Here is a 23,870-nt window from a genome sequence, read left to right as displayed (position 1 = left end):
AGCAAATTAATCGCAAATCTGACCGCACTTAACAAGATTAATGCTGGATTTACGCTAAAAAAACGGGCTATTAACCTTAGCCCGTTTTTCAATTGTTCAATCAACGTAAAAACGCCGGAATCCGGCTTTCGTAGGCGGCAATCTCTTTTTCGTGCTGCAAAGTCAACCCGATATTATCCAGCCCGTTGAGCAAACAATGGCGGCGGAACGGGTCGATATCAAAATGATAGACCTTATCGCCCACCGTCACCGTTTGGGTTTCCAGATTCACCTCGATTTTCTGTCCTTCGTGCGCCCATACCCACTGGAAGATTTCTTCCACCTCCTGTTCGCTTAAACGGATCGGCAACATATGATTATTGAGGCTGTTGTTATAGAAAATATCGGCAAAACTCGGCGCAATCATCACTTTAAACCCATAGTCCGCCAATGCCCAAGGCGCATGTTCGCGCGAAGAACCGCAGCCCAGATTTTTACGCGCCAGTAAAATGCTGGCGCCCTGATACTGCGGATAGTTCAGCACGAATTGCGGATTCGGGCGGGTGCCTTCGGCATCAAGATAACGCCACTCGTGAAACAAATGTTTGCCGAAACCCACCCGGGTAATCGCCTGCAAAAACTGTTTCGGGATAATCGCGTCGGTATCCACATTCGCCGCATCCAGCGGCACCACTAAACCTGAAAGTTGTTTAAAACCTGCCATTGCGCGCTCCTTAATTTAATTCCACATTACGAATATCAACGAATTTGCCGAATACCGCCGCCGCCGCCGCCATCGCCGGGCTGACCAAATGCGTCCGCCCGTTGCGTCCCTGCCGGCCTTCGAAGTTACGGTTGCTGGTCGAGGCGCAGCGTTCCCATTCGCCCAGACGATCATCATTCATGCCCAGACACATGGAACAGCCCGGATTACGCCATTGCGCGCCGGCCGCAATAAAGATTTTATCCAGCCCTTCTTTTTCCGCCTGTTCCTTCACCAAACCGGAACCCGGTACGACCAAAACCCGTTTCACATTCTCCGCTTTGTGGCGCCCTTTCATCACGGCCGCCGCGGCGCGCAAATCTTCGATGCGGGAATTGGTACAGGAACCGATAAATACTTGATCCACCGGCACTTGAGTGAGATCCGTATCCGGTGCCAGCCCAATGTAAGCCAGCGCTTTTTGCGCCGAGGCGCGCGCAACAGGATCGCACATGTCCGCCGGATTCGGTACCCGCTGATCGATACCAATAACCTGCCCCGGATTGGTTCCCCAAGTGACCTGCGGGGCAATTTCACTCGCCTCCAGCACGATCACGCTGTCAAATTGCGCTCCCTCATCCGATTTCAGGGTTTTCCAGTATGCCAGCGCATCATCCCAATCCTTGCCTTGCGGAGCATACGGGCGATCTTTTAAATACGCAAACGTGGTTTCATCCGGTGCGATAAGACCGGCTTTCGCCCCTAATTCAATCGCCATATTGCAGACCGTCATGCGTCCTTCCATGGAAAGGTCACGAATGGCTTCACCGCAGAATTCCACCACATGTCCGGTACCGCCCGCCATGGTGGTTTTACCGATAATCGCCAGCACGATATCTTTCGCTGTGATACCCGGTGCGACTTTGCCGCGCACTTCGATTTTCATGTTTTTTGCCCGCGCCTGTTTCAGCGTCTGAGTGGCCAGCACATGTTCCACCTCGGATGTGCCGATACCGAACGCCAATGCGCCGAATGCGCCGTGGGTGGCGGTATGCGAATCACCGCACACAATCGTCATGCCGGGCAGCGTCAGCCCCTGTTCCGGCCCGACTACATGCACGATCCCCTGCTGTTTGGTGTGCATATCGAACAGGGTAATGCCGGTCTGTTTACAGTTTTTTTCCAGTTCCTGCACCTGAATTCTGGCCTGCCCCGTCAGTTTATTGACATCGCGGATCTGCGTGGAAATACTGTGATCCATGGTGCCGAAGGTTTTGCCGGTCTGACGCACCTGCCGATGCGCCACGCGCAGCCCGTCAAACGCCTGCGGGCTGGTGACTTCGTGAATCAAATGGCGGTTAATGTATAAAATCGGCGTTTCGCCTTGCGCTTCATACACCACATGGGCGTCGAAAAGTTTTTGGTAGAGTGTTTTTTTCATGGTTTTCTCGTCGGGTAAATGCTGTTTAATCCAAGGTGAAAAGTGCGGTGCAAAAATTGTCGGAAAATCGACCGCACTTTGATGCCGCCGCTAAATTGCCTGCGCAATTAACGTGCCCATTTCCGAGGTGGAAACCGGTCGGCTGTCATCCGCCAGATCAGCGGTACGATAACCCTCGGCAAGCACTTTTTTCACGGCGTTTTCAATGGCATCCGCCGCGTCGGCTAAATTAAAGCTGTAACGCAGCATCATGGCGGCGGACAGAATCTGCGCAATCGGATTGGCAATGCCCTGGCCGGCGATATCCGGCGCGCTACCGCCGGCCGGTTCGTATAAACCGAAGCCGTTTTCATTTAAACTGGCGGACGGCAACATGCCCATGGAGCCTGTGATCATCGCGCATTCGTCGGAGATAATGTCGCCGAACATATTAGAGCACAGCAACACATCAAAAAATTCCGGCTGTTTAATCAGCTGCATGGTGGCGTTATCAATATAAATATGATCGAGCCGCACCGCCGGATACTGTTTCGCCACTTCGGTAACGGTTTCACGCCACAGCACGGAGCTTGTCAATACATTGGCTTTGTCCACCGAAGTTACATGTTTATTGCGTTTCATGGCCGTTTCAAAGGCGACTTTGGCGATCCGCTCGATTTCATAACGCTGATAAACTTCGGTATCATAGGCTTTTTCCTGCGCGCCGCTGCCCTCACGCCCTTTCGGTTGACCGAAATAAATCCCGCCGGTCAGCTCGCGCACCGTCACCATATCAAAGCCTTTCGCGGCGATATCGGCGCGCAGCGGACAGAATTTTTCCAGCCCCCGGTACAAGGTTGCCGGGCGAAGATTACAAAACAGCGCGAAATGCTTGCGCAGCGGCAGCAACGCACCGCGTTCCGGTTGTTGCTCCGGCGGCAGGTGCGTCCATTTCGGCCCGCCCACCGAACCGAATAAAATCGCATCGGCGTCTTCACAACCTTGCAGGGTTTCCGCCGGCAACGGTGTGCCCTGATGATCAATGGCAATGCCGCCGACCTCAAATGTGCGGTAATTCAGTTTAAAATGATATTTTTGCTGTACCGCTGCCAGCACTTTCATGGCTTCCGCCATAATTTCCGGGCCGATCCCATCGCCGCTTAATACCGCTACATTGAACTGTTGCATGTTGATTATTCCTTATTTAATGTGAAATTTTGTGTGATTTTAAATCCGCCACTTTATGCGCGCGATAAATGGCGTTGATCGCATGAATTAACGCACGCGCCGAGGATTCGACGATATCCGTCGCCAAACCGACGCCGTGGAAGCGGCGGCCTTCGTGTTCCACCACGATATCCACCTGCCCCAGCGCTTCCGCCCCTTCGCCTTTGGCGGTCAGGTTATAGCTTAACATCTTCAAATCAATGCCGGTGATCTTCAAAATCGCGTTGAATACGGCGTCCACCGGGCCGTTGCCGCCGCTGGAAACCTGACTGATACGCTGACCGTCCAGTTCCACCTGCACAAAGGCGGAAGCCGGCAAATGGCTGATCATCTGCGAGGTGATCACATCCAGCGTTAAACGGTCTTCATCGCCCTGCTGCATGTCGATAAAGGCAAGGGCTTCCAGATCATAATCAAATACCTGACCTTTCTTGTCCGCCAGTTTCAAAAAGGCTTCATACAATTTATCCAAATCGTATTCATTTTGCTGATAGCCCATGGCTTCCATGTGATTTTTCACCGCCGCACGGCCGGAGCGGGCGGTCAGGTTTAATTTTTCTTTTTTCAGCCCGATAGTTTCCGGCGACATAATTTCATAGGTGTTTTTATTTTTCACCATGCCGTCCTGATGGATGCCGGAAGAATGGGCAAAGGCATTGGCGCCCACAATCGCCTTATTCGGCTGAATCGGCATGTTGCAAAGCTGGCTGACCAGCTGACTGACACGATGAATTTCCTGCGTATTGATTCGGGTATCCGCGCCGAACAGCGAGCGGCGGGTTTTTAGCGCCATCACCACTTCTTCCAGTGCGGTATTGCCCGCGCGTTCGCCGATACCGTTAACCGTACATTCGATCTGGCGCGCGCCGTTTTGCACCGCGGTCAGCGAATTGGCGGTGGCCATGCCCAGATCGTTGTGACAATGCACGGAAATCACCGCTTTATCCACATTCGGCACGCGGTTCATCACATTGGCGATAATCTCGCCGTATTCCATCGGCAGGCAATATCCCACGGTATCCGGAATATTCACCGTGGTGGCGCCCGCTTTAATCGCCGCTTCCACCACCCGGCAGATATTGTCGATACCGGTTCGACCGGCATCTTCGCAGGAAAATTCCACATCATCGGTATAACGGCGCGCGCGTTTCACCGCGTTAATCGCCATCTCCACCACATCGTCAAAAGTGCGGCGCAGTTTGGCTTCCACATGCAGGGCGGAAGTGGCGATAAAGGTATGAATCCGGAACGCTTCCGCCACCTTTAATGCCTCTGCCGCGGCATCAATATCTTTTTCGATGGCGCGCGACAGCGCACACACCCGGCTGTGCTTAATATTGCGCGCAATGGTTTGTACCGATTCAAAATCGCCAGCAGAGGACACCGGAAATCCGACCTCCATGACATCGACGCCCAGACGTTCCAGCGCAAAGGCGATCTGCAGCTTCTCTTTTACCGTTAAACTGGCCTTTAACGCCTGTTCGCCGTCACGCAATGTGGTATCGAAAATAATTACCTTATCTGTCATATCATTATCCTTACATAGATTGAGCCGGTTTAAAGTGCGGTCGATTTTACCTCGCTTCAGAACGAAAAAACCCGCCTCTTCAGTGCGGGTTTTAAATTCTGGTTTTACATTTACTTTGCTTTATCCACAACCTATCCGCACAACATCGGTGAGAGGAGGAGAAGGTTGAGAGATAAAGCGGCGTTAAACATAACAATAAAATCCATTCGGTCAAAAACGCTTTCAATCTTACGCTTTAGAATTTATCTGTCAAATAGTTTTTCAGGATTTTATCTTTACCCAAACGATTAGCACAATTCAAAAACAATATAATATTTCAATATAAAAATCATAATCAGAATATCATTCCGATTTAACTGAAAACTTTATTTTTTTATCCCGCACTTTTGCACAAACACCTGTTATAAAAATATTTGCCGGCCGCCTTGTCGCACAGGGAATCTTGCGCTAAATCAAGAAGGCGCCGATTTACAACTAAAGAGGTAGAAATTTCCCGCGATGACGCCTACGCCATCGCATAACCTTATGATAGAATTCGATAAGTTTAATTCAGTCGGGACAACGATTACGGCATGCGGAGCAGCAACCAATTACAAACCGAACAACTGGCCTGTCGGCGCGGGGATAAAACCCTGTTTACGGCGCTGGATCTGCATTGGCACAGCGGAGATTTCATTCAGATTGAAGGCCACAACGGCATCGGTAAAACCAGCCTGCTGCGGATTTTAGCCGGTCTGGCGCGGCCGTGGCAGGGTAACGTGCGCTGGAACGGCGCCGAAATCAGCAAAAACCGCGAGGAATATCAGTATAATCTGTTGTACCTAGGTCATCAGGCGGGCATTAAGCCGGAACTGACCGCGTGGGAAAACCTGCGTTTCTACCAGCAGATCGGACATTGCCGTCAAGGCGACGAGATATTATGGCAGGTGCTGCACACCGTCGGTTTGCTCGGGCGCGAAGACATCGCCACCGCGCACCTGTCCGCCGGACAGCAAAAACGTATCGCGCTGGCGCGCCTTTGGCTGTCGCAGGCACCATTATGGATTCTGGACGAACCGTTCACCGCCATTGATAAACGCGGAGTGCAGGTGCTGACCGCGTTGTTCGAGCGCCACAGTCAGGCGGGCGGCATGGTGATTTTAACCAGTCATCAGGAAGTGCCGAGCGACTTACTGCACAAAGTGCGGCTGGAAAATTACCGATTGGCGGGAGAGGCAGCATGATATTTATCCGGATCATTGCGCGGGAAATACACATCGCCCGCCGCAAACAGGCGGAAATTTTAAATCCGCTGTGGTTTTTTCTGATTGTCCTGACGCTGTTTCCGCTGGTTATCGGGCCGGAGCCGAAACTGCTGGCGAAAATCGCCCCCGCGATTGTCTGGGTGGCGGCGCTGCTGTCCGCGCTGCTGTCGTTTGAACGCCTGTTTCGTGATGATTTCACCGACGGTTCACTGGAGCAGTTAATGCTGACCGCACTGCCGCTGCCGCTGACCGCACTGGCAAAAGTGATTGCCCACTGGCTGCTGACCGGGCTGCCGCTGATTTTATTATCGCCTATCGCTGCGCTGCTGCTGTCGCTGGAGGTACGGATTTGGTGGGCGCTGGTGCTGACGCTGTTAATCGGCACGCCGATTTTAAGCTGTATCGGTGCCATCGGCGTGGCGCTCACCGTCGGCTTACGCAAAGGCGGCGTGTTGCTCAGTTTACTGGTATTGCCGCTGTTTATTCCGGTGCTGATTTTTGCCGCCTCGGTGCTGGATGCCGCAGGGTTAAATCTGCCCTATAACGGACAGCTGGCGATTTTAGGCGCGCTGTTGGCGGGCGCATTAACCTTGTCACCGTTTGCCATTGCGGCGGCGCTGAGAATCAGTATGGAACAATGACCGTTATGCAATATCGCGCTATTGACGCTCTCATATAAAAAATCAGCAAAAACCGACCGCACTTTTTTGCCGGCGGCCGTTACAAAAAAGAGTAAAGAAACGTAATTAACAACAAGGATCAAAATCGATGTGGAAGTGGCTTCACCCTTATGCCAAAGCGGAAACCCAATATCGCTTATGCGGAAAATTTATGCCGTTGTTCGCAATATTAACCGCACTTTTACTTATTGTCGGCGTCCTGTGGGGGCTGGCCTACGCACCGGCGGATTATCAGCAGGGTAACAGTTTCCGGATTATGTATGTGCATGTGCCGAGCGCCATTTGGTCAATGGGAATTTATGCCTCTATGGCGCTTGCCGCGCTGATCGCCTTAGTCTGGCAAATCAAGCAGGCACATTTGGCGATGATCGCCATGGCGCCGATCGGCGCGGTATTCACCTTTCTGGCGCTGATTACCGGTGCCATCTGGGGCAAGCCGATGTGGGGAACCTGGTGGGTATGGGATGCGCGCCTGACGGCGGAACTCATTTTGTTTTTCCTGTATCTGGGCGTGCTGGCGCTGTATTCCGCTTTTCAGGATCGCGCAATCGGCGCGAAAGCCGCCGGCGTGCTGTGTCTGGTCGGCGTGGTGAATTTACCGATTATTCATTTTTCGGTGGAATGGTGGAACACGCTGCATCAGGGCGCCAGCATCACCAAACTGGAAAAACCGTCGATCGCAACGCCGATGCTGATTCCGCTGATTCTGTGCATTTTCGGTTTTATGGCGCTGTTTATCTGGCTGACTCTGGTGCGTTATCGCACGGAGTTGCTGAAAGAAGATCAGAAACGGGCGTGGGTCAGGGATTTAGTCAAATAAACAGGGGCAAAAACTGATAAAAAATGCACCGCACTTTTTGGCTTTACCGCCGAAATAAGTGCGCACCGATTTATCATGATGTTATTGTTAAAGGATAATATATGTTTTTTCAATCATTCGACGATTTTATCCATATGGGGGGATACGGCTTCTATGTGTGGCTGGCTTACGGTATTTCCTTTATTGTTATTCTGGCGCTGATTATTCAAAGCATCGCCGGTAAACGCGCGCTGTTTAAAGACATCAAGCGTCAGCAGCAGCGGGAACAGCGCCAGCGGGCGGCAAACACCGGAGGAACATTATGAATCCGCGACGTAAATCACGCTTATCCATTATTGTCTTTGTGCTGCTCGGCGTTGCCGTGGCGGCGACGCTGGTGCTGTATGCGCTGCGGCAAAACATCGATTTATTCTATACTCCGTCGGAAGTGATCTACGGCAAAAACGACGATGCCTCCACCAAACCGCAGGTCGGGCAGCGTATCCGGATCGGCGGTATGGTGGTTGCCGGCACCGTGCAGCGCGATGCCGACAGTCTGAAAGTGAAATTTGATCTGAACGATATCGGCCCGTCCGTCAGCGTGGAATATGAGGGCATTTTGCCGGATCTGTTCCGCGAAGGACAAGGCATTGTGGCACAAGGCGTGCTGGTTCAGCCGACCGTATTGCAGGCCAGCGAAGTGCTGGCGAAACACGATGAAAACTATGTGCCGCCGGAACTGGATGCACAAATGCAGAAAGTGCATAAACCGATGGGCGTTTCGGATCTGAAAGGCGAAAGCGAACGCGACCGCCAGCAAATACATACACAAGAAGGTCAGCAATGATTGCCGAACTGGGAAACTATGCCTTAGCGTTAAGTCTGGCGATTTCATTACTGCTTGCCGTTCTGCCCTTATGGGGAGCGGAAAAAGGCAACCCGCAGCTGATGTCGCTGGCACGCCCCATGACTTACGGACTGTTCGTCAGCCTGAGTATCGCCTTTGCGGCACTGTTCTATTTATTTGCCGTTAATGATTTTTCCGTGCAGTATGTGGTGAATAATTCCAATACCAGCCTGCCGATAGCCTACCGCCTGTCTGCCGTTTGGGGCTCTCATGAAGGCTCATTGCTGTTGTGGATTTGGCTGCTGACCTTGTGGAGCGCCGCCGTCGCGTTATTCAGCAAACACCTGCCGCAGGAAGCCGTGGCGCGGGTATTGGGCATTATGGGAATCATTACCATCGGTTTTCTGATTTTCGTTTTGTTTACTTCCAACCCTTTTGCCCGCACGTTCCCTGATTTTCCGGTGGACGGGCGGGAACTCAACCCGCTGTTGCAGGATGTGGGGCTGATCTTTCACCCGCCGCTGCTGTATATGGGCTATGTCGGCTTTTCCGTTGCCTTTGCCTTTTCTATCGCTACGCTGATGACAGGCAAACTGGATACCGCATGGGCGCGCTGGTCACGACCGTGGACCATGGCGGCGTGGATCTTTCTGACGCTGGGCATCGTGCTGGGTTCCTGGTGGGCGTATTATGAACTCGGCTGGGGCGGCTGGTGGTTTTGGGATCCGGTGGAAAACGCCTCATTAATGCCGTGGCTGGCGGGAACAGCCTTACTCCATTCCCTCGCAGTAACCGAAAAACGCGCAGCCTTCAAAGCCTGGACGGTGCTGCTGGCGATTTTGGCCTTTTCATTGTGTTTACTGGGAACATTTCTGGTGCGTTCCGGCATTCTGGTATCCGTGCACGCCTTCGCCTCCGATCCGACCCGCGGCTTATACATTCTGGCCTATCTGGTGGTGGTTATCGGCGGTTCGCTGGCACTGTACGCCTATAAAGGCAGCCAGATCCGCGCGCGCGATAACTATCAGCGCTATTCGCGCGAAAGCCTGCTGCTGTTGAATAATATCCTGCTGATGACCGCACTTGCCGTGGTCTTGCTGGGCACATTGCTGCCGCTGGTACATAAACAGTTGGGGCTGGGTTCGATTTCCGTCGGCGCGCCGTTTTTCAACCAAATGTTTATGCTGATTATGATCCCGTTCGCCTTTTTGCTCGGTATCGGCCCGCTGGTGAAATGGCGGCGCGATCAGGTTTCCGCCATCCGCAAGCCGGTGCTGATCAGTCTGGCGGTGATGTTAATTCTCGGCATTTTTCTACCGCACTTTTTACATGATCAGATCACCGTCAGCGCCGCGTTAGGCGTGATGATGGCGGTATTTATCGTCATGCTCGCCGGCTATGAGCTGCAACAGCGCGCCACCCACCGCAGCGGTTTTTTCCGCGGCGTGGGTAAACTTTCCCGCTCGCACTGGGGCATGCTGTTTGCGCATTTAGGGGTTGCCATGACGGTATGGGGTATCGCATTCAGCCAGAATTACAGTATCGAACGGGATGTGCGTATGAACGTGGGCGACAGCGTACAAATCGCCGGTTATGAGTTTAAATTCCAAGGCATCAGCGATGCCAACGGCCCGAATTATCTGGGCGGTAAGGCGCAGGTTGAGGTGTTCAAAAACGGCAAACCGGAAACCACGCTCTATGCGGAAAAACGTTTTTACACCGTCAGCAAAATGTCCATGACGGAGGCGGCCATCGACTGGGGATTTAGCCGCGATCTCTATGTGGCGCTGGGCGAAAGTCTGGGCAACGGCGCCTGGGCGCTGCGCTTATATTACAAACCGTTTATCCGCTGGATCTGGCTGGGCGGGCTGTTTATGGCATTCGGCGGGCTGCTTTGCATGCTTGACCGGCGTTACCGTTTCGCCGCATTATTAAACAAAGGCGCCAACGCCAATCATCACCCGGGAACCTCACATGAATAAAAAACTGTATCTGCCGCTGATTGTTTTTTTACTGTTAATTATTGCGTTTTTCGTCCAGCTGCAACGTAATTCGCAGGGCGACGATCCGAAAGCGCTGGAAAGCGCGCTGATCGGCAAACCGATACCGGCTAAACACTTAACCGATTTATTCGACGCTAAACAGCATGACGACAGCCTGTTCAAGCAGGGCAAACCGCTGCTGGTCAATGTGTGGGCGACCTGGTGTCCGACCTGTTATGCCGAACATCAGTATCTGAATGAACTGAAACAGCAGGGAATCGACATCATCGGGATCAACTATAAAGACAACAGCGCAAAAGCGCTCAAATGGCTCAAGGATCTGGGCAATCCTTATCAAACCGTGATCAAAGACGAAAAAGGCGCATTCGGCCTTGATCTGGGCGTTTACGGCGCACCGGAAACCTTTATTGTGGACGGCAACGGCATTATTCATTACCGTCATGCCGGCGATGTGAATCCGCGGGTCTGGCAGGAAAAACTGGAACCCGTCTATCGCAAACTGACGGAGCAGCAAAAATGACAAAAACCCGTGCTTTTTTAACCGCACTTTTTACCTTCGCGCTCAGTTTGTCCGCCCCGGCGACAATCGACGCACTGGATTTCAGCTCCGTCCAACAGGAAAAGGATTATCAGTCGCTGACTCAGGAGCTGCGCTGCCCGCAATGTCAGAACAATAATATCGCCGATTCCAACGCCACCATCGCGGTGGATATGCGCGCCAAAGTGTTTGAACTGCTGCAAGAGGGAAAAAGCAAACAGGATATTGTGGATTATATGGTCGCCCGCTACGGCAACTTTGTCACCTATAATCCGCCGTTGACCGTCGCCACGGTGATTTTGTGGGTGGCGCCCGTCGCATTGATTTTATTCGGAATTTTCTTCATCCTGCGGCGCAAACCGCAAAGCGGGGCAAAGCAACCCGCCGCCAGTGCCGACCATGCGGAGGCACAAAGCCCGGCGCTGAACGCGGAACAACAGCGTCGTCTGCAGGCATTACTTAAAGATAAGGAACAATAAATGAATTTCTGGTTGACCGTATTACTGCTGACTTTGCTGATTGCGCTGATTTGCTTTTATCCGCTGCTGCGCCGTTCGGCCACAACCAACAGCGCGACGGGGCGGGATGAATTAAATAAAGCCTTTTATTTCAGTCGTTTGCATGAAATTGAGCGCGAAACGCAGCTGGGTTTATCGGACAACGCCGCACAGCTAAAAACCGAACTACAGCAATCCTTGCTGGAAGATATTCCGCCGCAATATGACGAGGCGGCGACCGATAAAAAACGCTATGGCAAAATCTGGTTTTTGTCCGCCTTTCTGACCCTTGCCATTCTCGCCGCACTCGCGTACATGCGGGTCGGCGCCTGGCAGGCGGAAGCCATGCTGGAAAAAAGCTATGAAAAACTACCGCACTTTTATCAGCGTTTGAAAGAAGAACAGACCAATCCGTTAAACGACAGCGAGTTGCAGCAATTCGCCACGGCGCTGCGGGTAAAACTGCAAAAAACGCCGAATGATGCGGAAGGCTGGTGGCTGCTCGGTCAAACCGCCATGGCATCGGATAAGGCGCAGCTTGCCTTAGACAGTTACGCCCGCGCCAACCGACTGGCGCCCGATAACATTGAGTACAAGCTGGCTTATGCGCGCGTTTTAATGTTTTCCGATGATCAGAGCGACAAATCGAAAGGCATGGAACTGCTTAAAGAAGTGCTGCGTCAGGATCACACCAATATGCAGGCGCTCAGTCTGCTGGCGTTTCAGTATTTTGAAACGGAAGACTATAAAATGGCGGCGGTCACTTGGGCGATGATGCTGCGTTTAATGCCGTCGGATGATCCCCGTGTTCCCTTGATCGAAAAAAGTATCCGCGCCGCGCGGGATGCCGTTGCCGAGCAGTCGGCCAAACCGCAGAACTAACTTATTGAAAATAATATTTATTCAAGATCAAACGAATCGCCTGTTCGTCTCTTTTTTAACCAGAAAAGGCGCAAATTTCACTCAACTAAATGAATAAAAAATGCTATATTGAGCCAAACATTCAGCGGAGTAGAAAATGGATTCGTTTGTTTCAGGATTTCATCACGTCGCCATCATTGTTTCGGATTACGCAAAATCAAAGGCGTTTTATACCGAGATCTTAGGCGCGACGGTTGTCGAAGAAACGTATCGCGCCTCAAGAAACAGTTATAAACTTGATTTATGTTTTCCCGATAACAGCCGAATCGAACTGTTTTCTTTCCCTACCCCGCCGCCTAGGTTGACTGCACCGGAGGCTTGCGGGCTGCGCCATCTGGCGTTTAAAACCGATAATATTGAAAATGCCGTTGCCCGCTTACGGGCAACAGGCGTTTCGTGTGAACCCATTAGAGTCGATGATCTGACAGGAAAACGCTTTACTTTTTTCCGTGATCCGGATGATTTGCCTCTAGAGCTTTATGAATTTGAATAATCTGATTGAAAAGTTAGTCAAAATGAATAGAAACTATCTCATTACTGCTATCACCTCAACCCTAATAGCGAGCAATTGCATAGCGCAGCCGCCCGTATCCATTCATATTTCGGAATCCGGTACGGTTATTAAAAACGGCGGACAACTCAGCAAAACGGAACAGCCTAACGACTTTTTCAGCTTTGCCGGAAACAATAAGCCGCAATCAAAAACCTATCTCAGTAAAGCGGAAAAACATCAGCTGGATCCGGATAATGTCAGCGATGTCAAAAAACTGGCCAACAGCATTGAGTTTGAAATTTATGAACTCAGTGAAAATCAAACCGCGCACACCGTGTTTGAATCCGGCGCCGGAATCTGCCGCGGGTTTAGATCAAACACCGGCGTTGAAGTTACCGATTCGCGCACTTATTATATCAATCAGGGAAATAACGACTATTACGCCAGCATTGCCGGCGCCACCGTGTATTCGGAACAGCTGCCGAATAATATTCAGTATGCCCCGGTGTTCAACATTCAGGATCTCAGCATGGCCAAACGGGTTCAGGAAGAAGAACATAAATACGGTAAGAAAATCGCCACCCAGAATATTCAGAAAAACTCCGATATTCTTTCCAGCACAATTTGCAAATAACGCAGGAGATATTATGCAGAAAACCTATATGATAATAAGCTGTACTTTGGCGTTAGCCGCTTGCCAGTTGCCACCGCCGGCAACCTCAAGCGCGCCGCTGGATATGCAAAGCGTGGCACAATACAACGCCAAAGTGTATAGCGGCAATACGGTCAGCGCGGCACAGAAAAATCAACCGCAGGCGGCGGTCAACATGCCGTTAAACGCCAGCGACTACCAGCCTAAACCCGTGGCGGCGGCGTATCCGTCACGCGTGGTACTGGCGCCGAGTATCGGTTATTATCGCGGCTACCGACACTGGCATCATTGGTAAATCCTTTCAACACGAAAAGATCGCGGCGTGAAAAGTGCGGTCTTTTTTTCATTAATTTTTATAACGCCAGAATTTCCTTCACAAAGGGAATGGTCAGTTTGCGCTGCGCCTGCAAAGAGGCTTTATCCAGCTTCGCCAGCGCCTTAAACAGGGTTTTCATATCACGATCCAGCCGCTTTAACAGAAAATTCGCCGTCTCTTCCGGCAACTCAATGCCGCGTTCACGGGCATTTTGCTGTAATACTTTGATTTTCTGCCCATCATCCAACGGATGCAGCTGATAAATCTCGCCCCATGACAGGCGGGAGGCCAGATCCGGCAAATTCACCGCCAGCGCGGTCGGCGACTGATCGGCGCTGATCAGCAGCAGGCATTTTCCGTATTCGCGGATGCGGTTAATCAGGTCGAAAATCGCCAATTCCCATTGCGCATCGCCCATCACCGCCTGAATATCATCCAGACACACCAGCTCCTGCTGCTCGAGATTGTCCAGTACGGCAGGGGAAAAATATTGCGATTTGTTCAGCGGCACATAAATCGACGGGCGTTCGCGGAGTAAAAAATAATTGGAACAGGCTTTCAGCAAATGACTTTTTCCACTGCTTTTCGCCCCCCAGAGATAAAAAAACGGTTGTTGCAGGCGAGCAAAATTTTTATACAGCGAATTCAGTAACAATAAATTATTGTCCGTATAAAAATTCTCTAAAGTATCGTCTTCAATCTGATGAATCGGCAACGGCAGCTGAAAATTTGACAATCCGTTTTTCCCTGAAAAAAGCTAAAAGTGCGGTAAGAATATACAAAAAAAACAGGGATAAATAAAGATTATCCCTGTTCTTCGGTCAAAGATTAATCGACCGTCTGATCTTTTGCTTTCGGCAGCAGCAGATTAAGTATAATCGCCACCACGGCGCACAGGCTGATGCCCTTGAGCGACACTTCGCCGAAATTCACGAACATGCCGCCGATACCGAACGTCATGACCACGGAAATAATGCACAGATTACGCGCTTCGGTCACATCCACTTTGCCGCGGATTAGGGTACTCATGCCCACCACGGCGATAGAACCGAACACCAGCATCATAATCCCGCCCATCACAATGGTCGGAATGGTGGCTAAAAACGCGCCGACTTTGCCGCAGAAGGAAATCGCAATCGCCCATATCGCCGCCCAGGTCATAATCGTCGGGTTAAAGTTGCGGGTTAACATCACCGCACCGGTGACTTCCGCATAAGTGGTATTCGGCGGCCCGCCCAGCAGCGATGCGGCGGAAGTGGCGATACCGTCGCCCAGCAATGTGCGGTGCAAACCCGGTTTTTTCAGGAAATCCTGACCGGTCACCGAACTTATCGCCATAATCCCGCCCACATGTTCCACCGCCGGCGCAATGGCGATAGGCAATAGATATAAAATGGCTTCCAGTTTAAATTCCGGCGTCGTAATATGCGGCAGGCTGAACCAAGGCGCCTCCAGCACGGGTTTAAAATCAATCAATCCTAAAAACAGGCACAGCACATAACCGACGGCAATGCCGAACATAATCGGAATTAACTTCATGATACCTTTGGAAAATACCGCCACCGCCAGCGTGGTCAGCAAGGTCACCATGGAAACCAGCACCGCGTCGTTATACTGATAATGACTACCCTTGCCCAACGCCATATCCACCGCCACCGGCGCCAAGCCCATACCGATGATGATAATGACCGGCCCGACCACTACCGGCGGGAAAATCCGCTGCAAGGCGCCGGCACCTTTTAGCTTAACCAGCGTGCTCAGCGCCAGATACACCAGACCGGTACAAGCCAGCCCGCCCATAGTCACCGCAATGCCCCAAGTCGCCACACCGTATTGAATCGGTGCGATAAACGCAAAAGACGAGGCCAGAAAAATCGGTACCTGTTTACCGGTACAAAGCTGGAATAATAAGGTGCCGATGCCGGCGGTTAATAAGGCCGTGTTGGCGTCCAGCCCGGTAATGAGCGGCACTAACACCAACGCACCGAAGGCGACGAACAACATTTGCAGACCGACAAAGGCCTGTTTGGCTTTACTTTGCACCTCGGCGGGCGCATGCTGATGGATTTCTGTCATGTAAGTTTCAACTCTCTGTCTGAATTAACTTAAAAGTGCGGTCGGTTTTTAACGCAAACGCACGGAAAAAAACGGCATCGGATGCCGCTTGAAATCGGGGTTATTTGGTACCGAAAATCTTATCGCCCGCATCGCCCAGACCGGGGATAATATAGCCGTGTTCATTTAAATGGCTATCGATGGAAGCGGTATATAATTCGATATCGGGATGGGCTTTTTCCAGCGCGGCAATCCCTTCCGGCGCCGCCACCAGCACCAACACTTTAATCTGCTGGCAGCCTTTCTGTTTTAACAAATCGATGGTGGCGATCATTGAACCGCCGGTCGCCAGCATCGGATCCACCACAATCGCCAGACGCTCTTCCAAATCGCTCGCCAGTTTTTGGAAATACGGCACCGGCTCTAAGGTTTGTTCGTTACGGTACATGCCCACCACGCTGATACGGGCGCTCGGAATATGTTCCAGCACGCCGTCCATCATGCCAAGACCGGCACGCAAAATCGGCACCACGGTCACTTTTTTGCCTTTAATCCGGTCGATTTCCACCGGCCCGCACCAACCGTCAATAATCACTTTTTCCGTTTCCAGATCTTCCGTCGCTTCATAGGTCAGCAGGCTGCCGACTTCCGTCGCCAGTTCACGAAAGTGCTTGGTACTGATATCGGCGGCGCGCATCAGCCCCAGTTTATGCTTAACCAACGGATGTTTGACTTCGACAATCTTCATTTTATACCCCTTTTTTTGAGAAAAAATTACAAATCGGCAAATTTTAAATCAGAATCCGTAAAATTAACAGTGATTTACCTGAAATTTGTGATTTGGCACGAAAATTCAGCCCGCAGCGCGGCGGTGAAAATCGAAATCCGCTAAAAACAATTCCTTGATTTCCAATGGATATCCCGCCAGCGAAAATACCGAACGCCGCGCATACAAACCGCTTTGGCGATCCCGGCGCCAGCCTAACGACAGGCGCTGCGGTTTTTGCGCAAACAGCCAAGGGCCGATCGGTTGATTCGCCAAGCGGATAACAGCCGGCGCCGCATTTGCCACCGTGCGCTGCGGCAGGCGGGTTTGGGCGAAGATCCAATTGCTGCCGTCCCCTTGCAGTATCACCTCACGCAGCCAGACCGGCTCAGCAAGTGCGGTGCTTTTTGGCGCAGTTTTTTCCTTTACCCAGCCGGCACCGACCAGCTGCACCGTGAAACGGCGACAGATTTGCTGTAATTGCGCGGTCAGCGAGCCCTGATGCAGCAGCCACGATGCGATTTCGGCCGGCGGTATGGAATGCGCCGCATGCCATTTTCCGCCTGCCAATAGGGTGCGATAGCGCTCAATCGCCGCCGGCGTAACGCTCATACTCATCAACTACTTATTCGATCCTTCAGGATGCAACCCGATGCCACTGTGGCGCGCTTTGAGTTTGTCATTCACATCCGCCCAAGACAATCCCGCATTTTGCAGCAATACGGTTAAATGATACGCCAGATCCGCCGCCTCGCTGACAATTTCATGCTTATCGCCGCTTAAGGCGGCCAGCGCGGTTTCAACCCCTTCTTCGCCGACTTTCTGGGCTATTTTCTTAGTGCCTTTGGCATACAGCGCAGCGGTATAGGAACTCGCCGGATCCGCACTTTTACGCGTGGCAATCAGCCGTTCCAGTTGAGCAAAAAACAGCCAGCCCGACACCTCGTTGCGTGCGAACTGATGAAAACAACTGTCCGCCCCGGTGTGACAAGTGGCGCCGACAGGATCGGCTAAAATCAGCAGCGTATCTTTATCGCAGTCCAGACTCATATCCACCACATGCAGAAAATGTCCCGAGGTTTCCCCTTTCGTCCATAACCGCTGCTTAGTGCGGGAAAAAAACGTGACCTTATTCTCCGCCAGCGTTTTTTCTAGCGCCGCCTGATTCATATAACCGAGCATCAGCACCTCGCCGCTTTGGTAATGCTGCACGATTACCGGCAGAAGCTGATCGACTTTTTGCCAGTCGATAGTGTGTATATTGATTTGCATATTTTTCCTTATTTTTTACCGCGCGGAAACCGCTTTTATACCGGCTCCGAGCCTTTAACGACGGACTTCCACGCCCTCGTTGTCAAGATAGACTTTCAGCGCCCCGATATCAATAATCCGTTTATGAAACACGCTTGCCGCCAATGCGCCGTCCACCTTCGCCTCAATAAAGGCGTCACGGAAATGTTTCATTTCGCCGGCGCCACCGGAGGCAATCAGCGGCACGCGGCACACCTCACGCACCATTTTCAGCTGTGTCAAATCATAACCGTTACGCACCCCGTCCTGATTCATCATATTCAACACAATCTCGCCCGCGCCGCGGCGCTGCACTTCCTGCACCCAGTCAAGCAGCTGCCAGTTGGTCTGTCGGGTGCGTTTTTCATCGCCGGTGTACTGATTGACCCAATAGCGACCGCTTTCGGCCTCAAACCAGCTGTCGATCCCAACCACCACCGCCTGCACGCCAAACCGCTCTGCAAGGCGGGAAATTAACGCCGGATCAGCAAGTGCGGGCGAATTAATCGAAATTTTATCCGCCCCGAAAGCAAAAATCTGTTCGGCGTCCGCCAGACTTTTAATGCCGCCCGCCACGCAAAACGGAATATCGATAACCTGCGCCACCCGTTCCACCCAGCTTTTATCCACCGTGCGACCGTCCGATGAGGCGGTAATATCATAAAACACCAGCTCATCGGCGCCCTCCTGCGCATAACGCTGCGCCAAAGGCACAATATCGCCGATAATTTCATGGTTACGGAACTGCACGCCTTTTACCACCTGCCCGTCGCGGACATCTAAACAGGGAATTATCCGTTTTGCCAGCATGCGATCGCCTCCGCTACAGTAAATTTGCCTTCCAGTAATGCCCGTCCGATAATCACACCGCCTACGCCCGTGCCTTGCAAGGCACGCACATCATCCAGCGAACCGATGCCTCCCGATGAGATAAAACTGACCTCCGGAAACGCCGCGCACAGCTCCCGGTATAAATCCACATTGGCACCGGCCAAGGTGCCATCGCGTGAAATATCGGTGCACAGCACATGCTGCAAACCGACTGCGCGGAACTCCTGGATCAAGGCTTCCAGCGACACGCCGCTGTTTTCCTGCCAACCGTTGACCGCGATCTGTTTTTCGCCTTGCGGATTAATATTCACATCTAACGCCAGCACGAATTTTTCTGCCCCATAGGTGTTAAACCAGCGTTTCACCTGCTCGCGCGCGTTTACCGCCGTCGAACCGATAACCACCCGGTTCGCCCCGACCGCCAGTAAATCCACCACATCCTGCTCGCGGCGAATCCCGCCGCCGACCTGAATCGGGCAAGCCAGCCGGGCAATAATATCGCCGATCAGTTTGGTTTGCCGCTTGGCCGGATCTTTCGCTCCGCTGAGATCAGCCAAATGCAATTGCGTTGCACCTTGCTCGACATAATGTTGAAACTGTTCGATCGGATTATCGCTATAACGGGTCTGCTGTGCATAATCTCCCTGATATAAACGGACAACACGCCCGTCAATCAGGTCAAGTGCGGGGATGATGATTGAGTTTTGCATTATTTTTATTTCCTTCTTCCTTTGCGATCACTATCCGCGGTAAGTGATCACCAATTGATCTAAAAAACCGTACAGCGCTTGGTTCATTGGCCGGTAATCAAAATCCAGAATGGTCTGCGGCGGCTGCACGAATTTATACTGCCGGCTTTGCGCCGTCAAATCGCCTTCGGCGTCAATCAGTAAGCGCACCACGGCGTTGTTCAGTTCAGCATGGCATTGCAAACCATATACGAGCGTCCCGTAACGGATGATCTGACGCGGACAGCCTGCGCTGTAAGCCAGAATTTGCGCCTTATCCGTTAATCCCGGCATATCGTTGTGCCAATGCCCGATCGGCATACCGTCGGTAAAGGCGGCAAATTTTGCATCGTGTTTTCCCGCCGGCGTGAAAAAAAGCGGGAAATTGCCGATCTCCCGTTCAGGGCTGTGCGCATATTTCGCCCCCAATGCTTCGCCGATCAACTGCGCTCCCAGACACACACCCAGCACCGCTTTGCCGGCGTCAATACATTGTCGGATCAGCGCCTGTTCCGCCGCGCTGTCAAAATACGGGCATTCCGCCTGAGTGGTCGCGGGGCTTTGCGGCCCGCCCAGCACAATCAGCATATCAATATTTTGCACCGAGGTTGGCAGCGACTGTCCGGCATACACATGAGAAAATGCCGTTTGATAACCGCGCGCATGCGCCCAATCCAGATAAGCGCCGGGCGCTTCAAAAATTTCATGTTGAATAAAATGGATATTCATCCTATTTCCTTAAAATTCGGGGGTATTGAAAAAAGCGCTTTCACTTGAATTCAATGCCTGTTTTTCCGCTTGTTTGCGCAGCGTTTTCTTATAGCCTTCCGCCAGCGGCGGGCAGTCGAGCGCCCGCGCTAATATCGCTTGATCCAGCGTTTTCGCCGGTTGAGAAAGCAGCCGATGCACCACCGCCACCGTCATTGCCGGATAAGGGCGCGCCAGCAGCTGTAACGAATCGCCCTGCCGGATTTGCCCCGTTTGCAGCACGCGGGCATACCAGCCGACCAAGCCCTGTTCCACCACCAGTTTACGGGTGTGAGCCAAGCCGGTGTTTTTCGACAACGTATTGCACGGTTTACGCGGCTGACAAACTTCTACAATAACGCCGCCGATTTGCCATTGATCACCGATGCAAACCGCCTGTTCATCCAGCCCGGATACTACGAAATTTTCACCGAAACGGGAATCCTGCCGATAATCGTATTCCAGTCCCAAAAGTGCGGTCAGTTTTTCCAACGTTTTTTGCCCGTTGAAAAACAACGCTTTATCTACGCCGCCGTGGTGTTTTTTATCACCCACCGTATCACCGACCAGCCCAAGCCGGCTGACCGTCGCTTGCTGCACGGCTTTTTTGCGGATCGCCGTGTCAATCACAGAACCGTCCGCTAAGTTTAACCGCTCAACCGGTGAGATTTTGATCGCTAAAATCCGATTCATTTCACCTTCTCCACAAAATTTCTCAACAATGCCGCACCGTTTTTGCCCGACCGTTCAGGATGAAACTGCACGCCATAAAAATTGTTCTGCGCAATTGCCGCCGAGAAATCGGTGCCGTAATGGCTGGTGGCGATGGTGCAGGCATTAGGCGACACCGCATAACTGTGCACAAAATAAAAATGGCAGTGTTGCGCAATGCCGGCAAATAACGGATGATCCGGCACATAACGCACCTGATTCCAGCCCATATGCGGCAACGGCAGACCGCGATGCGGCATTAACGCCGTATGTCCGTCGATAAGGTTTAAAGTCGGCACATCGCCCTCGGCGGAATATGCCGTCATTAACTGCATGCCGAGACAAATCCCCAGCACCGGCTGCTCGGCATGCCGAACGCTCTCGATCAAATCGCGTGCCTGAAGCTGAGACATTGCGGCGGCGGCCGTCCCCACTCCGGGCAGCACTAATTTATCCGCCGATTTGATTTTATCGAGATCACGGCTGATCTCGGCACGATACCCCAAGCGATCAAAGGCAAATTTGACCGACGACAGATTCGCACAGCCGGTATCGATGATAATGATGTTGGTCATAGACTATCCTGCAATAATGTGTTTTTATTATGCTGTCAACCGCCGATTTTAGCAAAACACCGCCAAAACCGACCGCACTTTATTCTCTGTGTTGAACAAAATACCGCCCTTTCTGTTCCTCCACTTTTTGTTCAAAATTTTTAATCTCTTTTTGCACTTCCTCCAGTAAAGTATCTTCCGACGGAAGATAAAGGCGGTATTGGCTGGCAAAAATTTGTTTTTGATTTTCCGGCAGCGAGAATTTCACCACGCTGTCATTTTTATCTGCACATAATAAAACACCGATAGTCGGGTTTTCATGCGCAAGTTTTTCAACCCGATCAAAATAATTCACATACATTTGCAATTGACCGAGATCCTGATGAGTCAGTTTATGCGTTTTAATCTCAAAAATCACAAAACACTGCAATAAACGGTTATAAAACACCAGATCGACAAAAAACTCGTCACCGTCCAAATGCAGCCGTTTCTGGCGGGCAACAAAAGAAAATCCGTTACCTAACTCCAGTAAAAAATCCTGCAAATGCGTGATAATCGCCTGTTCCAAATCCTTTTCATAATAAGCGCTTTCCCGCCGCAAACCGAGAAATTCAAGCACCATAGGATCCTTAATAATCTGTTTCGGATCGCTCGGTAACACGTCGTTACGAGCCACCGCCAGCACGCTTTGTTTATCGTTGCTAAGTAACAGACGTTCATACAGATTGCTGTGAATCTGCCGTTCCAGCTGGCGTGAACTCCAGTTGTTTTTCACGCATTCCGCAATATAAAACTCGCGTTCATCCGTATCATCAAAGGAAAGCAACAATTTATATTGCGTCCAGTTCAATTGCGTCCGCAATGCGGACGCAATCGGAAAACACCGATAAAACTGTCGATACCGTTCTAATTGCCGAGCAGAAAAACCGCTGCCGAATTCCGGTTGCAGCTGCTGTGCAAGGGATTTAATCAAATAGCGTCCGTAATCCGCCCGCACCTGCCCTCGCTGCTCTTCCTCAAAAATGCGTTTACCGATATGCCAATACATTAATACCCGTTGAAAATCTACCGCACGAACCGCACTTGCACGGGATTGTGTGATCATTTCCTTAATATCGGAAATAATAGTTTGGTGTTGTAATGATGTCATAATCCGACGCCTAATCTTCTCCGAATCGATTTATGCACGCTTCGGCAAAACCGGAAAATTTCGCCAAAACCGACCGCACTTTAAACGGTTATAACACGCCTTTTGAGCTTGGTAATGTATTCCCCTCAATCCGAATCGCCTGTCTTAGGGTTCGGCCGAAAACTTTAAACAGGCTTTCGATTTTGTGATGATCATTGTCGCCGCTGGCTTTCAGGTGCAGGGTGGCCAGCAGGGCAAAAGCAAGGGATTGGAAAAAATGCGCGGTCAGTTCGGTGCTGAAATCGCCGACTTTGTCACGTTTGAATTTGGCGCTGAATTTGATAAACGGGCGACCGGATAAATCCAGTGCGCATTGCGCTTTGCATTCGTCCATCGGCAAAACAAAACCGAAACGGGCGATGCCGCGTTTGTCGCCGATTGCCTGTTTTAGCGCCTGTCCAAGCGCAAGTGCGGTGTCTTCCACGGTGTGATGATCGTCAATATGCAAATCGCCTTTGCATTGCACATTCATGCGGAATCCGCCGTGAGTGGCAATCTGATCCAGCATATGATCGAAAAAACCGACGCCGGTATCGATTTGGTTGACACCCGTTTCATCCAGCCATACCTGCACTTTAATATCCGTTTCTTTGGTTTTGCGCAAAACCTCGGCATAACGCGGCGCACGCGTGCCGATATTAGTCACCGCTTCGCCCAAAAGCTTTTCGGCAATCAGCGTCCAGTTTAAATTTTGCGGGTGATACTGCAAGGCGCGAATACCCAGATTTTCCGCCAGCTGAACATCCGTTATGCGATCGCCGATGACAAAGCTGGTTGCCGGATCAAACCATTTTTTATCGATATAGTTCTTTAGCAGTTTGGTTTGCGGTTTACGGCAGGCGCAACGGTCTTCCGGTTTGTGCGGGCAAATCAGCACCTCGTCAAACTCAATTCCCTGCGATTTAAACAGTGCCAGCATGGCGTTATGCGGTTTGTCAAAATCCGCCTGCGGAAAAGCAGGCGTTCCAAGCCCGTCCTGATTGCTTACCATCACAAAACGGTATTTATTTTTCAGCTGCAATAAGGCGGGGATTACATAGGGCTCAAGTTTCAGTTTTTCCAGACTGTCAATCTGAAAATCGGTTTTCGGCTCGTCAATTAACGTGCCGTCGCGATCAATAAAAAGCATAGATTGTTGTGTCATTTCGGTAT

28 protein-coding genes are annotated in these 23,870 nt (G+C 51.5%); 12 read left to right on the top strand and 16 right to left on the bottom strand.

What is annotated here, in order from left to right:
- Positions 1-100: 100 nt before the first annotated feature.
- From leuD to leuA, 4 genes are all read right to left on the bottom strand, one after another.
- Positions 101-703 carry a 3-isopropylmalate dehydratase small subunit gene (leuD, locus tag ACESOH_RS10745; RefSeq protein WP_373101113.1) on the bottom strand — a complete coding sequence of 201 codons (603 nt, stop codon included), beginning with the start codon at positions 701-703 and terminating at the stop codon, positions 101-103.
- Between the two features lie 10 nt (positions 704-713).
- Positions 714-2,123 (bottom strand): 3-isopropylmalate dehydratase large subunit, encoded by a 1,410-nt coding sequence (gene leuC / locus ACESOH_RS10740; RefSeq protein WP_373101111.1) that lies wholly within the window; start codon positions 2,121-2,123, stop codon positions 714-716.
- 90 nt (positions 2,124-2,213) lie between these two features.
- The gene (gene leuB / locus ACESOH_RS10735; RefSeq protein WP_373101110.1) at positions 2,214-3,290 is read right to left on the bottom strand and encodes a 3-isopropylmalate dehydrogenase; all 1,077 of its coding nucleotides are present in this window, start codon (positions 3,288-3,290) and stop codon (positions 2,214-2,216) included.
- 16 nt (positions 3,291-3,306) lie between these two features.
- Positions 3,307-4,857 carry a 2-isopropylmalate synthase gene (gene leuA, locus ACESOH_RS10730; RefSeq protein WP_032092311.1) on the bottom strand — a complete coding sequence of 517 codons (1,551 nt, stop codon included), beginning with the start codon at positions 4,855-4,857 and terminating at the stop codon, positions 3,307-3,309.
- A gap of 572 nt (positions 4,858-5,429) precedes the next feature.
- On the opposite strand from leuA, the gene ccmA reads away from it, so the two are divergent.
- The 12 genes from ccmA to ACESOH_RS10670 all read left to right on the top strand — a co-directional run bounded on the left by ccmA (position 5,430) and on the right by ACESOH_RS10670 (position 13,826).
- Positions 5,430-6,080: a cytochrome c biogenesis heme-transporting ATPase CcmA gene (gene ccmA, locus ACESOH_RS10725; protein ID WP_373101108.1), complete on the top strand. Its 651-nt coding sequence runs from the start codon at positions 5,430-5,432 to the stop codon at positions 6,078-6,080.
- Complete coding sequence (gene ccmB, locus ACESOH_RS10720; protein WP_032092313.1) at positions 6,077-6,742, top strand: heme exporter protein CcmB; 666 nt, start codon at positions 6,077-6,079, stop codon at positions 6,740-6,742. The genes ccmA and ccmB overlap by 4 nt, the downstream gene beginning before the upstream one ends.
- Before the next feature lie 127 nt (positions 6,743-6,869).
- Positions 6,870-7,601, top strand: coding sequence for a heme ABC transporter permease (locus ACESOH_RS10715; RefSeq protein WP_032092314.1), 732 nt, complete (start codon positions 6,870-6,872; stop codon positions 7,599-7,601).
- A gap of 101 nt (positions 7,602-7,702) precedes the next feature.
- Entirely contained in the window at positions 7,703-7,906 is a 204-nt protein-coding gene (ccmD, locus tag ACESOH_RS10710; RefSeq protein WP_032092315.1) for a heme exporter protein CcmD, read from the top strand.
- Positions 7,903-8,427, top strand: a complete 525-nt coding sequence (ccmE, locus tag ACESOH_RS10705; protein ID WP_032092316.1) for a cytochrome c maturation protein CcmE — start codon at positions 7,903-7,905, stop codon at positions 8,425-8,427. Before ccmD ends, ccmE begins: the two co-directional genes overlap by 4 nt.
- On the top strand, positions 8,424-10,409 hold the full coding sequence (locus ACESOH_RS10700) for a heme lyase CcmF/NrfE family subunit (protein WP_373101105.1): 1,986 nt from the start codon (positions 8,424-8,426) through the stop codon (positions 10,407-10,409). The genes ccmE and ACESOH_RS10700 overlap by 4 nt, the downstream gene beginning before the upstream one ends.
- Positions 10,402-10,950 carry a DsbE family thiol:disulfide interchange protein gene (locus ACESOH_RS10695; protein WP_373101103.1) on the top strand — a complete coding sequence of 183 codons (549 nt, stop codon included), beginning with the start codon at positions 10,402-10,404 and terminating at the stop codon, positions 10,948-10,950. Before ACESOH_RS10700 ends, ACESOH_RS10695 begins: the two co-directional genes overlap by 8 nt.
- Positions 10,947-11,447 (top strand): cytochrome c-type biogenesis protein, encoded by a 501-nt coding sequence (locus tag ACESOH_RS10690; RefSeq protein ID WP_373101102.1) that lies wholly within the window; start codon positions 10,947-10,949, stop codon positions 11,445-11,447. Before ACESOH_RS10695 ends, ACESOH_RS10690 begins: the two co-directional genes overlap by 4 nt.
- Positions 11,448-12,347 carry a c-type cytochrome biogenesis protein CcmI gene (gene ccmI / locus ACESOH_RS10685; protein WP_373101101.1) on the top strand — a complete coding sequence of 300 codons (900 nt, stop codon included), beginning with the start codon at positions 11,448-11,450 and terminating at the stop codon, positions 12,345-12,347.
- Between the two features lie 136 nt (positions 12,348-12,483).
- Positions 12,484-12,879, top strand: a complete 396-nt coding sequence (gene gloA2, locus ACESOH_RS10680) for an SMU1112c/YaeR family gloxylase I-like metalloprotein (RefSeq protein ID WP_373101100.1) — start codon at positions 12,484-12,486, stop codon at positions 12,877-12,879.
- On the top strand, positions 12,866-13,513 hold the full coding sequence (locus ACESOH_RS10675; RefSeq protein WP_051977407.1) for a DUF8095 domain-containing protein: 648 nt from the start codon (positions 12,866-12,868) through the stop codon (positions 13,511-13,513). The genes gloA2 and ACESOH_RS10675 overlap by 14 nt, the downstream gene beginning before the upstream one ends.
- A gap of 13 nt (positions 13,514-13,526) precedes the next feature.
- Positions 13,527-13,826: a hypothetical protein gene (locus tag ACESOH_RS10670; protein WP_373101099.1), complete on the top strand. Its 300-nt coding sequence runs from the start codon at positions 13,527-13,529 to the stop codon at positions 13,824-13,826.
- A 58-nt stretch (positions 13,827-13,884) separates the two neighbouring features.
- Here ACESOH_RS10670 and hda read toward each other — a convergent pair whose 3' ends face one another.
- The 12 genes from hda to hisB form a co-directional block, all read right to left on the bottom strand.
- A complete protein-coding gene (hda, locus tag ACESOH_RS10665) occupies positions 13,885-14,583 on the bottom strand; it encodes a DnaA inactivator Hda (RefSeq protein ID WP_373101098.1) in 699 nt (232 codons plus the stop codon).
- Between the two features lie 92 nt (positions 14,584-14,675).
- Entirely contained in the window at positions 14,676-15,923 is a 1,248-nt protein-coding gene (locus ACESOH_RS10660) for a nucleobase:cation symporter-2 family protein (protein ID WP_032092324.1), read from the bottom strand.
- A gap of 100 nt (positions 15,924-16,023) precedes the next feature.
- The gene (upp, locus tag ACESOH_RS10655) at positions 16,024-16,650 is read right to left on the bottom strand and encodes a uracil phosphoribosyltransferase (RefSeq protein WP_032092325.1); all 627 of its coding nucleotides are present in this window, start codon (positions 16,648-16,650) and stop codon (positions 16,024-16,026) included.
- A gap of 105 nt (positions 16,651-16,755) precedes the next feature.
- Complete coding sequence (locus ACESOH_RS10650) at positions 16,756-17,286, bottom strand: chorismate--pyruvate lyase family protein (RefSeq protein WP_373101097.1); 531 nt, start codon at positions 17,284-17,286, stop codon at positions 16,756-16,758.
- 3 nt (positions 17,287-17,289) lie between these two features.
- Positions 17,290-17,940 (bottom strand): bifunctional phosphoribosyl-AMP cyclohydrolase/phosphoribosyl-ATP diphosphatase HisIE, encoded by a 651-nt coding sequence (hisIE, locus tag ACESOH_RS10645; protein WP_373101096.1) that lies wholly within the window; start codon positions 17,938-17,940, stop codon positions 17,290-17,292.
- A gap of 54 nt (positions 17,941-17,994) precedes the next feature.
- A complete protein-coding gene (gene hisF / locus ACESOH_RS10640) occupies positions 17,995-18,768 on the bottom strand; it encodes an imidazole glycerol phosphate synthase subunit HisF (RefSeq protein ID WP_373101095.1) in 774 nt (257 codons plus the stop codon).
- Complete coding sequence (hisA, locus tag ACESOH_RS10635) at positions 18,750-19,499, bottom strand: 1-(5-phosphoribosyl)-5-[(5-phosphoribosylamino)methylideneamino]imidazole-4-carboxamide isomerase (RefSeq protein WP_373101093.1); 750 nt, start codon at positions 19,497-19,499, stop codon at positions 18,750-18,752. The genes hisF and hisA overlap by 19 nt, the downstream gene beginning before the upstream one ends.
- A 30-nt stretch (positions 19,500-19,529) precedes the next feature.
- Entirely contained in the window at positions 19,530-20,246 is a 717-nt protein-coding gene (locus tag ACESOH_RS10630; protein ID WP_373101092.1) for a glutamine amidotransferase-related protein, read from the bottom strand.
- Positions 20,247-20,255: 9 nt separating this feature from the next.
- Positions 20,256-20,957: an MOSC domain-containing protein gene (locus ACESOH_RS10625; protein WP_373101091.1), complete on the bottom strand. Its 702-nt coding sequence runs from the start codon at positions 20,955-20,957 to the stop codon at positions 20,256-20,258.
- A complete protein-coding gene (gene hisH / locus ACESOH_RS10620; RefSeq protein WP_373101090.1) occupies positions 20,954-21,550 on the bottom strand; it encodes an imidazole glycerol phosphate synthase subunit HisH in 597 nt (198 codons plus the stop codon). Before hisH ends, ACESOH_RS10625 begins: the two co-directional genes overlap by 4 nt.
- A 79-nt stretch (positions 21,551-21,629) precedes the next feature.
- Complete coding sequence (locus tag ACESOH_RS10615) at positions 21,630-22,634, bottom strand: PDDEXK nuclease domain-containing protein (RefSeq protein WP_373101196.1); 1,005 nt, start codon at positions 22,632-22,634, stop codon at positions 21,630-21,632.
- 133 nt (positions 22,635-22,767) lie between these two features.
- Positions 22,768-23,862, bottom strand: a complete 1,095-nt coding sequence (hisB, locus tag ACESOH_RS10610; protein WP_373101089.1) for a bifunctional histidinol-phosphatase/imidazoleglycerol-phosphate dehydratase HisB — start codon at positions 23,860-23,862, stop codon at positions 22,768-22,770.
- Positions 23,863-23,870: the final 8 nt, after the last annotated feature.

The sequence above is a fragment of the Necropsobacter rosorum genome (assembly GCF_964241405.1).
Taxonomy (GTDB): domain Bacteria; phylum Pseudomonadota; class Gammaproteobacteria; order Enterobacterales; family Pasteurellaceae; genus Necropsobacter; species Necropsobacter rosorum.
The sequence above is the reverse complement of the archived record's forward strand: the minus strand, read 5'-3'. Positions and strand labels throughout refer to the sequence as shown.